General features: G+C 56.4%; 9 protein-coding genes and 1 pseudogene. 9 read left to right on the forward strand and 1 reads right to left on the reverse strand.

The features are described from left to right. Positions 1-86 precede the first annotated feature (86 nt). Positions 87-1,367: a cysteine desulfurase-like protein gene (locus SH139x_RS18660; protein ID WP_488351279.1), complete on the forward strand. Its 1,281-nt coding sequence runs from the start codon at positions 87-89 to the stop codon at positions 1,365-1,367. Here the strand turns inward: SH139x_RS18660 and SH139x_RS18665 are convergent, their stop codons facing one another. After that, complete coding sequence (locus SH139x_RS18665) at positions 1,368-1,979, reverse strand: TerB family tellurite resistance protein (protein ID WP_488351280.1); 612 nt, start codon at positions 1,977-1,979, stop codon at positions 1,368-1,370. Positions 1,980-2,187: 208 nt separating this feature from the next. Between SH139x_RS18665 and SH139x_RS18670 the strand changes: the two genes are divergently transcribed. From SH139x_RS18670 to SH139x_RS18705, 8 genes and pseudogenes are all read left to right on the forward strand, one after another. Continuing rightward, positions 2,188-4,146 carry a flagellin gene (locus SH139x_RS18670; RefSeq protein WP_488351281.1) on the forward strand — a complete coding sequence of 653 codons (1,959 nt, stop codon included), beginning with the start codon at positions 2,188-2,190 and terminating at the stop codon, positions 4,144-4,146. Positions 4,147-4,346: 200 nt separating this feature from the next. Next, positions 4,347-4,802: a flagellar assembly protein FliW gene (fliW, locus tag SH139x_RS18675; RefSeq protein WP_488351282.1), complete on the forward strand. Its 456-nt coding sequence runs from the start codon at positions 4,347-4,349 to the stop codon at positions 4,800-4,802. Positions 4,803-5,175: 373 nt separating this feature from the next. After that, positions 5,176-5,403: a carbon storage regulator CsrA gene (gene csrA, locus SH139x_RS18680; RefSeq protein WP_488356046.1), complete on the forward strand. Its 228-nt coding sequence runs from the start codon at positions 5,176-5,178 to the stop codon at positions 5,401-5,403. 445 nt (positions 5,404-5,848) lie between these two features. Then, positions 5,849-6,374: pseudogene (locus tag SH139x_RS18685) on the forward strand (flagellin); the annotation flags it as partial. Between the two features lie 1,466 nt (positions 6,375-7,840). Further along, complete coding sequence (locus SH139x_RS18690) at positions 7,841-8,674, forward strand: flagellin (protein ID WP_488356047.1); 834 nt, start codon at positions 7,841-7,843, stop codon at positions 8,672-8,674. Positions 8,675-8,917: 243 nt separating this feature from the next. Continuing rightward, a complete protein-coding gene (gene fliD, locus SH139x_RS18695; protein WP_488351283.1) occupies positions 8,918-11,989 on the forward strand; it encodes a flagellar filament capping protein FliD in 3,072 nt (1,023 codons plus the stop codon). Between the two features lie 73 nt (positions 11,990-12,062). Further along, positions 12,063-12,569, forward strand: coding sequence for a flagellar export chaperone FliS (locus SH139x_RS18700; protein ID WP_488356048.1), 507 nt, complete (start codon positions 12,063-12,065; stop codon positions 12,567-12,569). A gap of 181 nt (positions 12,570-12,750) precedes the next feature. After that, positions 12,751-13,755 carry a TraB/GumN family protein gene (locus SH139x_RS18705; protein ID WP_488351284.1) on the forward strand — a complete coding sequence of 335 codons (1,005 nt, stop codon included), beginning with the start codon at positions 12,751-12,753 and terminating at the stop codon, positions 13,753-13,755. Positions 13,756-13,992: the final 237 nt, after the last annotated feature.

The following is a 13,992-nucleotide window of genomic DNA, read 5'->3' on the forward strand; positions in this document are numbered from 1 at the left end:
TTCTGGCCGGAAATCCGTTACAGTCGGCAACATTTCCTAGACCTTCCCAACTCTCCGTGAACACCTAAGTTACCAAGGCAATTCTTATGACTGATACGGCCAAGCCAACAGCGGGACTGACTGACGCACACCTGGTCTCGATTCGGGACCAATTTCCAGCCCTCGCGAGAGTCCAAGCGGGCGAACCTGTCGTCTATCTGGATGGACCCGCCGGCACTCAGGTCCCCCAGCGGGTCGCCGACACGGTTCGCGACCACTTGCTGCACCACAACGCCAACCATGGTGGCGCGTTCGCGACCAGCCGGGAGAATGACGCCGTCATCGCGGAAGCGCACCGGGCGGCTGCGGACTTTGTGGGTGCCAGCGATCCCGACGAAATTGCCTTTGGCGGGAACATGACTACGTTGACGATGCACCTCTCACGGGCCTTGGCCAGGACATGGAGTTGCGACGACGAGATTATCGTGACGCGGCTTGATCACGACGCCAATGTGCGACCGTGGGTATTGGCGGCGCATGATGCGGGCGCGACCGTGCATTTTGTGCCAGTCCACACGGCGGACTGTACGCTGGACATGGCAGCGTTTCGCAATCTGCTCAGTGAGCGGACTCGCTTAGTGGCCGTGGGAGCGGCATCGAACAGCGTCGGCACCGTCAACCCGATAGCTGAAATCAGCAAGTTGGCCCATCAAGTGGGCGCGGAGGTGTTTGTCGATGCGGTGCATTACGCGCCGCATGGGCTGATCGACGTGCAAGCGTGGAACTGCGACTTTTTAGCTTGTTCGGCCTATAAATTTTTTGGGCCACACGTGGGGATTTTATGGGGACGTCGCCAGCGGATGGAACACATCACACCCTATAAGCTCAACCCGGCTCCCGATACGCTGCCCGAAAAATGGATGACGGGAACGCAAAATTTCGCCTCCGTGGCAGGCACGCTGGCGGCAATTGACTATTTGGCCGATTTGGGACGCTCGCTTGCCGAGAACCCTTCCAGCCTTCGCCGTGAAGCCTTGGAAACAGTATTCAAGCACGTAACGGCTTACGAAAGCGATTTGGTGTGGCGGTTGCTTGCGGGTCTTGGAGAAATCGAAGATCTGCGAGTTTACGGAATCACCGACTCCCACCGGGCCGGCGAGCGGATGCCCACGATTTCGCTGACCAGTGACCGTTTAGCGCCGGCAGAGCTCGCCTCGCGGTTGGGGGAAGCTGGCATCTTCGCGTGGCACGGTAACTACTACGCTTGGGAACTGAGCCACGTGCTGGAGCGTGAACCTCTAGGCATGTTGCGACTGGGTTTAGTCCACTACAACACCGCTGACGAAGTCGACCGCACGATTGCGACGATCAAGAAATTGCACGCTTGATCAATAAGTCCCCAGCAGCAGCGCTTCCTCAATGGCTTGTTGGTACTCGGCGTCGGTGAGATTAAACAGATCTTGCAGATCGCGGAGCATTTTCAATTGAGCCGGATTCAGCTCTCCCTCGGCGGAGGCAGCCAAGAAAGCGGCCTTGAGGACGGTGATGCATTGTTCGGGCGACCATTGCCGTTTTACCGTCAGCAAATAATTGGGGGCGGAAACTCCCAACCGCAGGGCCGATGCGCAGAGGGCGCCCAGTTCTTCGCGGTCGATGGGGCGCTCGAACAACTTGCTCGACACCACCAATAAGGCGTCAATTTCAGCTTCGGAAATCGAACCATCAGCGGTCGTAACCAACACGGTGGCCCTGAGGGCATCTTCGCGAAACTGGGCAAGCTGAGCCGCCTCATGGCTTTCCCGGGTCAGTTCCAGCACCGTCATGTCCCAAGACGACTTACAACCATCGCACTGAACAAATGGCTCCGCCCCACCAATGGGCACGACGGGAATGAAGTAAATCGTCAAAAATGGACGTCGGTTACGGAGTCGATAGGAACAGTTCGCGCCGCAGGTGGGGCAATAAAAATGCCCCCGATCGACCGTGCGGGTCAAATTCATCGTGCCGATCCAGACCATACTTGCGAGAGCTCCTATCGAGTGTCGGTGATCAGGATTAACGGGGAGTCAGAATATAACGATTTTCCGGATTAGCTTAACTTTAATCTTGGCAAGAACCGAAAACAAAGCAGATGGTTCACCGTTTCCATTTTAGTGGCATTGCATTTGTGGCATTGCTTTAGTGGCACTGCTCGAGGGCTGAGTCAGAATGAGTCTGCTGCCGATCGTAACGCCGCGTAGTAGTGACACGTTACAGCAGCAGCGATTGATTCGGCAAGTGAATGCGGATCAAACGAGTTTGCAATCGCTGTATAACCAGTTGAGCACCGGACGGCGGGTGCTCAGCGGCTCGGAGGATCCGGCTGCGGTTGCCCGCGCCCTGGGGTTGTCTTCCGGCATTGCGCTATCAGAGCAGCAAGCCCGCAATGCGCAGGCGACGGCCAGTTTTTTGCAAGCGGCCGATACGGCCCTGGGTGCTATTGATCAGTCTCTGATCGAAGCTCGGGGAGCGGCGGTGGCAGCGGCTCAGAACGTGCTGCCCCCCGAAGAACGTGGCGCATTGGTGCAGGAGATCGACCAAGTCATCAGCCGCGTGGTGAACTTAAGCAATCAAGCTTTCCAAGATACGCCTGTCTTCGGTGGCGTGCTGACGACGAAAACTCCACTGCTTCGTGAGCTGGACGGAATTCTTTATCAGGGAAACGAAACGGTAGCGCGACCGAGCTTGGGTAGTAACGTAAAGGTGGAAACGTTGCCCACCGGCGCGAACGCATTGGGGTTGGCCAGCCCCGCGGTGAAAGGCGACCCGTTGGTCACAGCCTTGACACCCGACACGCGATTGATCGACATGCGCGACGGCCGAGGCATTAAGCCTGGGTTGATGCGGATCACCGACGGCTCGGGTTGGCAAGATGTCGATTTGACCGGCAGCGTGACATTGGGGGATATCAAAGAGCGGATCGAGGCAATGCGATTCGATGGTCGCGCGTTGGCTTTCGACATTGGTTCCGATTCGGTCACGTTGCGTTTTGCCGATAATCTAAACGCCACATTGGGAGTCGATGATGCCCCGGGGAGCAGCACCAGCGTGCAATTGAACTTGTCGAATCCGCTGGCCTTGCAAGCACCACCGCTGGTGGGTGGTGCTTTGGGACCGCGAACGACTCGGTTGACGTTATTGGCGGATTTGAACAATGGAGCTGGGATCGACGTCAGCGACGGCATTCGAATTGAGTACGGCTCCGAAACGTTTGACATTAACCTCTCAACGGCCAAGACGGTTGACGACGTGTTGGCAGCCATCAATCGTTCCGGGGCGGCGGTCCGTGCGGAGTTGGACCCGGCCAGCGGGAGCATGCAGCTGCGTTTATTAAAGAGTGGCGTGGAGTACTCGATTGGTGAGCGGGGAGGATTAGCCGCCACAAATTTGGGCATCCGCAGCAGTGACGGCGACACCTCCTTGAGCGAGTTGTTGACGGAACAAGGTGCGCGGGTCAATCCGGCGGGAGAAGACGACCTGTTGATCCAACGCCCCGACGGGACCGAACTGAACATTGACGCCAGCGGTTTCACAACGGTCGGCGAAGTCATTAACGCCATCAACAGCCATCCCGCCAACCAGGATGTGCGGAGGATTACTGCTGAGCTGTCGCCGTTTGGCAACGGTCTTCGGCTATGGGGGCCAGTCGATTCGGAACCCATCGTGGTCCGCCAACTGGGGCGCAGCAACTTAGGCAATGCCTTGGGCTTGATTGATGTGGATGCGTCGGAGCAAACAGGCAGCGTTGTGGGTGGCCTATCAGTGCTGCAGGGACGCGATCCAGCTCCGGTGGAGCCAACCGGCGCGCTCGACACGCTGCTGCGTCTGCGGGAAGCAGTTCGCGAGGGGGACCAATGGGGAATCGAACGGCTGACGGCGCGGCTCGATGGAGATTTCGAGCAGACCGTGGCGGCGCGGGGTGAAATTGGCTTTCGTGCCCGCAACGTGGATGCTTTGAAGATCGAAGCAGAAGATCAAACGGTGCTGATGCAAGCCCGTCGGAGCGAGGAGATCGATGCGGACCTGACCGAAGTGATCAGCAAGATCAGCACGCGCCAAGCCGCTTTGGAAGCCAGCTTGCAACTGATCGGCCGCACAGCGGGATTAACCGTCTTGAATTTCTTGTAACGGTTTTAGCGAAGATCCGACATGTGCACGACCGATAGTCAATAAGCTGCGCGAGCTCTTGCCCAGCGGCCAAACATGTGCTGGCCGGCAATGAGCGATGAGTCATTTGCTCATTCAATCATGCGCGTTAGCCGAAAGTGGCTCGCACGTTGCGTGGTCCTTTTGAAAACAAGGCCCCGAAGCTTTGGGATGTGGCAACCATGCGTATCGAAACCACGCGTTTTGGCACCTTGGAAATTAACGAACGCGAGCTGTTCTTATTTCCCCGCGGTGTAATTGGCATGGAAACATTGCGGCAGTGGGCATTGTTACCCGATCCACGCACACCGGCGGTCGCTTGGCTGCAGTCGGCCTCCCGCGGAGACCGTGCGCTGCCGTTGATCAGCCCGCGAGCTTTTGTGGAAGGTTACCGAGTCCGCATCAATCGACGCTCGCTAGGCTCATTGCACTTGCGGGGCGAAGACGAAACCTACGTCTTAACGACGATCAGTGGTAACCCGGGCGCACTTGTTACCAACCTGCGGGCCCCGTTGATCTTGAATCTCAATCGCAGGTTGGGCTGCCAAGTCGTGACGGAAGATCAACACAGCATGCGGTATGCAATTGATTTGGGAAATCACGCCATGCAGCCGTTGCACATGCGACGGGCCGCTTAATTCCAGCACTCGCCGGCAACGAGTTCGCAGGCCGTCAACCACCCGCTACCATCCGTTTCGCGGCGATACAGATTTCCCCAAGAATCCCGCGAGCCGACAAAATGTGGGGACAAACCTGCGGCGCCTAGCTGTTGTGCCGACTTTGAGGCGACCGTGAGTGCCCAACAGCTCCCGGTGTGTTCGGCACAACCGCGCGATAGCGTTCTGAAAATTTGCAGTTTGAAAATTGAGGTCAGGCGGCCCGATACATGATGCTGTCGGGGCAATCCTTGTGCACCCGAATTGTAATTGCCGTGGTCGAAGCTGGTAACTTGCCGTGTCGACCATCACGCCTGCCAAAGCACTGTTAGCATACGAGTCGAGGGACGACGCCATGTTGGTTCTTTCACGTCATCGTGACGAAAGCATAATGATCGGCGACGACGTGGTTATCACGATTGTCGATATCCGCGGCGATAAAGTTCGATTAGGAATTGATGCTCCGCAAAGCATACCTGTGCACCGCCAAGAGGTTTACGACGCGATCCAGCGCGAAAACCGCAAAGCGAGCCAAATGGGGACCGAGGCGACTGGAGAAGTCCGCAGTCCCCGCAAAGAGTAGCGAGAGAGATTGGGTAGCCTGTCACGTTTGCAATTGAACCACTGGTTCAAAGTCTGCCTTGGCAAGCTATGACGATTATAGCGATCGTCACTCCCACAAATGGCAAAAGAAATGAGAATTTCAATTGTCTTTTTGCCGATCCTTAAATCTGTGACCGATTTTAAAGATAGTTGGCCCATAGCCCCTGGGGGTAAGGTACGGTTCGAGTACAGGTTAAGGCAGTGAGGCTGACAGCAAGGAGGCAAATCACCAGTTCCCGCGTTTGCAGCGAAGCAGATTGGGGATGGTGATCATCAACGTTGATCAATGGATACGTTGGCCGACTAACTGTCTCCACACTTGATGAGTCCGCTCAACGGAATGCGAGTGGGCACATTTCGGACGTTTCAAGTCCCATGGTGTGGTCATTCATTTCCGAAAAATAGCATAGCTAGGGATACTACCCATGACACGTATTAACACAAACGTCCCGTCACTTGTCGCTCAAAACCGACTCCAACAGTCGAACAACGACTTGCAGACTCGTCTGACCCGTTTGAGCACTGGTTTACGGATCAACCGTGGTGCGGATGACCCGGCCGGTTTGATTGCCAGTGAAGCGCTGCGTAGTGAGATCACCAGCCTCAACAAGGCGATCAGCAACACGCGGCGAGCCGACCAAATCATCGCCACAGCGGATAGCTCGTTGTCACAAGTCAGCAACTTGCTGAACGACGTGCGAGGCTTGGTTGTCGAAGCATCGAACACCGGCGCTTTAAGTTCCGACGAAGTCGCTGCTAATCAGTTGCAGATCGACAGCTCGTTGGAAGCGATCAACCGAATCGCTCAAACCACGACCTTCCAAGGCCGAAAGTTGCTCGACGGTAGCCTCGACTTCGTCACGCAGGGTACCAACAATTTCAGCAAGTTGAGTGGTTTGAAGATCGACCAAGCGAACCTTGGTGCCGCGGGCGCCGTGGACGTGGATGTCGAAATCACCGCGAAAGCCAGCCAAGCTCAAATCGACATCGGCAACATCGCCACCGGTTCCACTGGCACAGGTGCCATCACGCTGGGTAATGTGTCAGATGACGGCGAGGCAGTCACCCAGGAACTGACCACCGCCGCGGGTGCATCGTACACGATTAACGCCAAAGATGGTGGCATCTATGATGGTACCGCCGGCAACGCCGTAGCGGTAAACGTGGTATCGGGAGAGACCACGGCAATTGCACAAGCTGCTACAGCCACGCAATCGACAGCTGCCGGTGACTTCAATATCTCGGTCAAGAGCTCCAGCGATTACAGGGGCTCCAATGGTAACTCCATTGTCCTCAATGTAACAGCCGGCAACACCGCCACGGCACAAGCGGTCAGCTCGGCTCAAGATGTCAACGGTAACACCGGCGCGTTCGTGATTCGCGCAAAAGCGGGCGGAGCGTTTGATGGCGTTGCGGGCAATGCATTCAGCGTGACTGTCGCATCGGCCAACGCGGTCGGTGCGGACGCAGCTGCCGCAGTCAACGCGGGAGCGGGTACATTAGACATCACCGTTGACGATGCCGAGTCGCTCAGCCTCGAAGAGATCAAAACTGCCTTGGAGGCAGACGCCAGCTTTCAAGATGACTTCGAATTTGTCATCAACGATGGTTTTGAGGACGTGCTGTTCCGCAGCGACGGCAGCGATGACATCGCCGCATTCGATCTTGATGGTGAGACCGCCGGTACGGACACGGCTGCTACTGTCACCTTCGACGGTACAAACCTGAACATCACGGTCGACGACAACACCGACCGTAACCTGAGCGAAATCAAAGCGGCTGTGGAAGCCTTAGCTACATTCTCCGCCGACTTTAACTTTAACTTGGGTGTTGACGGAGCCTTCCTCGCCGATGGCTCTGAAGACATCGCTGCCGCCGCCTTTGCCGGTGGTGACAATGAGGTTGCCGAAGCCAGCCTTGTCGATGATGTGTTGACAATCACCGTCTCGGATGGTGGTGCTCAGACGTTGGACGATATTGCCGCCGCGTTGGCAAATGAAACTGACTTCGACGCCTTCGAAATCACCGTCGACACAAACGCCGCTTTTGCTGCCAATGGCAGCGATGACGTGACCGACGAGAATCTCGGTTCCGGAACGGCGGGTACCGACGCCACGGTGACCGATGCGATCACCATCACGGCTCCCGCTGGAAATAATCGCAATGGTAACGTGACGATTGCGACAGCAACCGGTCAAGGGGCACCGAGCGTAGCAGTCGACGAAGACGGCAACATTACCGTGACGGTGGATGATACTGCCACCACAGGGCTTTCGACCATCGTTGACGCCATCAACAACACGCTTGGAGGAGATGGTTATGAAGCCGAACTAACCACCAATGATGGTGATGCGGTTTACGACCCGGCTACCGACACGCTAAACACGACGGCGATCACCGGATCGTCGGCGGGTGGTGTGTCTGCCGATGTTGTCTTTGAGATTTCTGGCAACAACGGCTCGGAAGTCTTCAACGTCAGTGCGGGAACGACGCTGGATCAGTTGGAAGCCCAGATCAACTTGGTTGCGGATGCGACCGGGATCACAGCTTCGGTGGAAGACGACACGTTGACTCTCAAATCCAACGAGTTCGGCCGCAACGAGTTCGTTGACATTCAAGTCATCAGCGAGGGAGCCGGGGGTGACTTCACCCCGGAAATTGGCTCTGGAGCACGAGCCAGCGGCACCGACATAACGGCCAAGGTCAACGGTGTTGACGCGACGGTCGACGGTAATAAAGTTTCCATTAACACGGCGACGCTTGACCTCAACATGGAAGTCGATACCGACTTCTTGGGCACGGCCAGTTTCTCGATCACCGGCGGTGGAGCTTTGTTCCAACTCGGTCCCGACGTGGTCAGCAACCAGCAGGCTCGGATTGGCATCGACAGCGTCAGCACGGCTCGCCTCGGTGGTGCCACTGGCAAGTTGTTCGAACTCGGCTCGGGTGAATCAGCCGCCTTGGCTACCGACTCGGGACGCGCCTCGGAGATTGTCAACGAAGCAATCAACCGGGTCACCTCTCTGCGTGGTCGATTGGGTGCTTTCCAGCGTACGACCCTCGACAGCAACTTGGCGTCTCTCAACGACACGGTCGCCAACTTGCAAGAAGCTGAGAGCAGCATTCGGGATGCTGACTTCGCCGCCGAATCGGCCGCGTTGACACGGTCCCAGATTCTGGTCCAGTCGGGTACGAACGTGTTGGCTCTGGCCAACCAGAACCCGCAGAACGTGCTCTCCTTGCTGCGATAAGCGGCGACGAGGATTTTTTCTTCGCAAACGTAGAAGTATGGTCGCCAGAGAGCAGAATTCCCGCTCTCTGGCGACCGACTCTTAGAAACAATTGATGTGGCGACTGTTGAGGCCGTCGCATTTCTCTCATGGTGGGGAGTTTGATCAACCGATTATCTTTATGAGTCTACTAGCGAAGTTGCCATCGCCTAAATATGGACTCTCAACCACGATCCTGTCGCGCAGCTACAAAGTTAGGCTCTCATGGGACGTATTTCGTCATCTATTGGATTGATTACCGGTACCGCAATCGACGATACCGTAAACCAATTGATCAGCCTTTCCGGGGTTCCCCGCGATCGCTTGATTTCGCGCACTGAGCAGTTGCAGCAAGAACGCTCAGCGATTGACAGTCTGACCGTGTTAACTATCGGGCTGCAATTATCGGCGCGCAGCTTTGGCAGCGAAGCGTCCTTTAATCGCACGAACGTAGCCTCCTCCAACGCGGATGCGGTTTCGGTCACCAAAACGGGTGACCCACAGATTGGCGAGTACCAAATCCAAACCTTGCGGACCGCCAGCACACACAGCTTTCGCTCCCGCACCTTTGAATCGTCTGCGCGAGCAATTGGCTCCGCCGGTTCGTTGACTGTCCGAGGCGGGGGATACGTCGATCGCTCAGCCAAGCTCAGCGAGCTCAACGGCGATCGCGGCGTCGAAGCGGGTTCGATTCGCATCACCGATCGCTCGGGCAACAGCGCGCTGATCGATCTCTCGTCGGCCAGCACCGTCGATGAAGTGCTCCGCGCCATCAACGAACAAAGTGACATCAACGTACGGGCCACCTCTGCGGGCGATGCGATCAAGCTGTTCGACAACACCGGAAGCACTGATAGCAACTTGTCAGTCGAAGATGTCGGCGGTGGCAGCACGGCAGCCGATTTGGGGCTCAGCGGAATCAACGTGGCCAGCGATGCGGCGACTGGCGCCGATATATTGCGGCTCTCCAACTCCACCCAACTCTCTAGCCTGCGCGACAACCGCGGCCTCGGTTTTGCCAGCGGAGATGACTTGGCAATCACGCTTGCTGACGGCAGCGAGTTCAAAGTCGACTTTGCCGATTTCAGCCGCCCGGCCAGCCAATCAATTGGTACCACCAACACGGCAGATACCAACGCCGGATTGACGTTTCAAGCTGTCGAAGAGGGCGGAGCAGCCGATGGGATCACCGTTCGCTTTGTTGATGATCCCAATCTGATTCAAGGGGAAGAAACCGTCCAATTGTTGAACTCGGCAAACGGTCGCGAACTGGTATTCAGCGTTGCCGAGGGTGAAACTACGGCAGCCGATATCGAAACCGCCTTAGCCGCCAACAGTGAACTATCCGCACTTTACACCGCCACAGCGATCGGTGACGGCAGCGGCCTAGTCTCCCTCAGTGACACCGCTACGCTCTCCGGCGGTGCCGCCATCGAAGCCGTGGAAACGCCTAATCTGGGTGACTTGTTGCGAGTGCTGAATTCGCAAGACCCCACCAAGTTCCGCGCGGAATTGTCGCCCGGTGGAGACTCCATTCGGTTAGTCGATCTAACTTCCGGTGATGGGGAATTAACTGTCACCGACGTCGGCAGCAGCACGGTCGCCAGCGATTTGGGGTTAGCCGGCAGCAGCGATAGCGGCACGCTTCAAGGCGGTCGCCTGATGAGCGGATTAGCAACGGTGTCGCTCGACACGCTGCAAGGTGGTGCCGGCTTGGGGGATTTGACTTCGCTACAAATCACCACCTCTGATGGCAATTCGGATGGTGTCGATCTGTCCGCCGCCAAGTCACTACAAGATGTTATTAACGCGATCAATGAAAGTGGCTTAGACGTTGAAGCAAGTGTCGATCGGGCTGGCTCCGGATTGCAAATTCGCGATCTCTCAGGTGGCGATGCAACGAACTTTTCCATCAGCAGTGGCGATCAGACTGCGGCAGCACTTGGTATTGAAGGCTCCACGACCGACGTGATCATTGCCGGCGCTAGCCTGGATGCTCAATTCGTCTCTCGCGCCACCAAGTTGTCCGATCTGAATCAAGGGACCGGTATCGGCATCGGCAGAGTCAGTCTGACAGACTCTACGGGCGCTACGGACATTCTCGACTTGGAAGCCGATGAGATCAGCACCGTTGGTGAATTGGTCGACGCGATTAACGCTTTGGAGATTGGTGTCACCGCCACCATCAACTCAAGCGGTGATGGCATTCGAATCATCGATACCGCCGCTGGAGATAAGACACTTTTGGTTCGCGATCTCGGCAGCGGAACAACAGCCGCCGATCTCGGTCTAGCAGGCTCGGCTAACTTGGAAATCGTCGATGGCACACTGCAATCAACGATCAACGCTCGCCAGGCCGACGTGTTTCAAATCGGCTCCGACGAAACATTAGCGTCACTCGTCGAACGGATTCGTGACCAAGGACGTTTCGCCACTGCGTCCCTGGTGAATGATCCAGGCGGTACCGCTTCGTTTTCCCTGAGCAGCCGTCGCGGCGGTGACCAGGGACGCGTTTCCCTGCAATCGTCGGGCATCGATTTCGGGCTGCAGCAATCATCCCAAGGTAGTGACGCGATTGTTTCCATCGGCCAACCAGGCGCCGCCGGCGTAAATATCCGCAGCCGCGATGGCGTCTTCGCCGATGCTATCGAAGGACTCAGTTTTACGGCCAAAGCAGTCACTGATGGACCGGTCACCGTCTCCGTCAACAACGATCGCGCCAGCCTGGAATCATCTATCGATCGGTTTGTGACGCAATATAACGCCTTTGCCAGCCGCGTCGATGAATTGACCTTTTTCAACGAAGACTCAGCCACCACCGGTGTGTTGTTCGGGCGAAGTGAGATTGTAAATCTCGAGTCGGGGATTAGCCGACTTGTGACCAGCAGACTCCCCGGCACGGGCTCGATCCGCTCGGGTGCCGACATCGGGTTGTCGACTGATCAACAAGGCAAACTATCGTTCGACAAGGCCAAGTTTCGGGCCAGTCTGGCCGCGGACCCCGAAGGGGTGGAACGCTTCGTCACTCACGAAGATCGCGGCTTCGTCGCCAAGCTCGATCAACTTGTCGAGCGCTACGCAGGTCTCGATGGCGGACTCCTTCTAAACCGCACAACCACCCTAAATAACCAAATCGAAGCAAATGGCCAACGAATCACTTCGATGGGTGTGAGGTTAGACCGAGAACGCAGCCGATTACTTAAGCAGTTCTACCAGATGGAAGCGTCGATCGCCAAAGTTCAAGGTAATCAACAATTTCTCTCTTCGATCCAATTAATCACCATGGCCGATTCTTGATTGCGTCCAGGCCCCTGATTGGTCACCTACCTAATTCCGTCCGTTCCCTCTTTGTCAGGTTTGCCTCGCAGTGATGCAATTAGCGACCGCCAACGAACAGTACTTGCAGACCACGGTCTTGACCGCGTCCCCCGCGAAATTAAGATCCTTGCTCCTCGACCGGGCCGTTGGTTTGATCCAAGTCATTATCGCCGAGAGAGAAAAAACTCCCGAGCGTTTGGTCGACCAGTGGACGCTGCGGCTCCGCGATATTCTCGGCGAGCTGCTCTCCGGTATTACCCGCCAAAGTGGACCGCTGGCTGTTCAAGTGTCCGACCTGTACGTTTTTCTGTTGCAGCAATTGACGTTGGCCGAGCAAGAGCCGGGGATCGCTCGCATCAAGTCGATCGGCAAAATTTTGAGGATCGAGCAAGAAACTTGGCAGCTCGTTTGCGCCGAGCAAGCGAAACAGCAGCAACTCGGGGAAAATAGCCCACCTCGGTCTGCGGTCCCCGTGCCCAATATGCAGGCCACGTTCGGTGGAACCCCTAACTTGGCAACGTCGGGTCCTCCCGGCGGTTCTTTGAATCTCAACGCCTAAGCACACGGCGAAACAGCCGCATTTCTGCCGCCTATTCCGTAAAACCGCCAGGCGAATTCGCGGGAAATAATTGCCCAAACGAGTCCCGAGGCTTATCTTTCATGTAGCCATGAGGGTACAGTGATTGCAATGGGAATCGTATTTTCTGCTTTTTATTTCTCGATGCACTGGTTGTCGATCGATGTTTCTGAAGTTTCGCATCTTGGCCGGCTGGCTCTGCCTGTTTGGTAGTGGCTGTTTCGTTCATGCCCAAGACTCGGCCGTTGCCGACCCACCCCCCGCCAATAAACAAGCTGGTGAGAAACAAGCTGGTGAGAAACAAGCTGGCGAGAAACAAGCTGGCGAAGAGCAGGCTGGTGCTGATAAGTCCAAACGAGCTGGGCGGCGGGAACAGACCGAGCGTTTTGTGCGGCTGACCAAAACCGCCAAAGGCGCGCCCAAAGCACTGGAGACTTCAATCGTTCGCTACGCGGGGCCAACCGGCAGCCGCTACGAGGGAGTGATTGTTGACCTCGTGGGAGTTGTTCACATCGGTCAAGAAGAGTATTACGAGGAACTCGACCGCAGGCTCAGCAAATACGATGTCGTTCTTTACGAATTAGTCGCTCCAGATGGCACTCGTGTTCGTCCCGAGGATATTGGCAACCGCGACAGCCCGTTGAGTGCGGTGCAGTTGGGGATGCGGGACATGCTCAATCTCGAGTTCCAATTGGAACATATCAACTATCTGGCTAAGAATTTCCGTCACGCCGATATGAGCCCCGAAGAATTCATGGAGGACATGGAAAAGCGGGGAGACAGTTTGCTGAAGATGGGACTACGCATGATGGGCGCCGGGCTCGCATCAGCTTCTGCTCAAGGCGGTGACGCGGGTATGCTGATCGCACTCATGGCAGGCGATGACCGGCCCAAGAAAATGAAGCAAGCGATGGCGAAACAGTTAATCGATGTGGAAGTCATGACGGCCGGTCTCGATGACGCCTCTGGCAACAACACCTTGATTCGCGGCCGCAACGTGAAGGCCTTCCAAATCATGGAAGAGGAACTCAAAGCGGGCAAGAAACGGCTTGCCGTCTTCTACGGCGCGGGGCATTTGCCCGACATGGCCGAACGACTCGAACGCGAGTACTCGATGCGCCCCACAGGCTCCGAGTGGTTTGCCGCCTGGGACTTACAAAGAAATTAGTTTCAAAAATATGTAGAGCGATTGTCCCCAATCGCTTGAAGGCTTATGCCAAACAGCTGAGGACAGCGGTTCTACACTGCAAACAGCTGGGGACAGCGGTTCTACACTGCAAACAGCTGGGGACAGCGGTTCTACACTGCAAACAGCCGGGGACAGCGGTTCTACACTGCAAACAGCTGAGGACAGCGGTTCTACACTGCAAACAGCTGGGGACAGCGGTTCTACACTGAGGACAGC

Source organism: Kothea flammea, from assembly GCF_052161645.1.
In the GTDB taxonomy this organism is placed as follows: domain Bacteria; phylum Planctomycetota; class Planctomycetia; order Pirellulales; family Pirellulaceae; genus Laterigemmans.

Bases quoted from the DNA above. Each gene is read 5' to 3' on its own strand.
- SH139x_RS18665 (WP_488351280.1), bottom strand. From the start codon at position 1,979: ATGAATTTGACCCGCACGGTCGATCGGGGGCATTTTTATTGCCCCACC.
- SH139x_RS18700 (WP_488356048.1), top strand. From the start codon at position 12,063: ATGCAATTAGCGACCGCCAACGAACAGTACTTGCAGACCACGGTCTTG.
- fliD (WP_488351283.1), top strand. From the start codon at position 8,918: ATGGGACGTATTTCGTCATCTATTGGATTGATTACCGGTACCGCAATC.
- SH139x_RS18660 (WP_488351279.1), top strand. From the start codon at position 87: ATGACTGATACGGCCAAGCCAACAGCGGGACTGACTGACGCACACCTG.
- fliW (WP_488351282.1), top strand. From the start codon at position 4,347: ATGCGTATCGAAACCACGCGTTTTGGCACCTTGGAAATTAACGAACGC.
- SH139x_RS18705 (WP_488351284.1), top strand. From the start codon at position 12,751: ATGTTTCTGAAGTTTCGCATCTTGGCCGGCTGGCTCTGCCTGTTTGGT.
- csrA (WP_488356046.1), top strand. From the start codon at position 5,176: ATGTTGGTTCTTTCACGTCATCGTGACGAAAGCATAATGATCGGCGAC.
- SH139x_RS18670 (WP_488351281.1), top strand. From the start codon at position 2,188: ATGAGTCTGCTGCCGATCGTAACGCCGCGTAGTAGTGACACGTTACAG.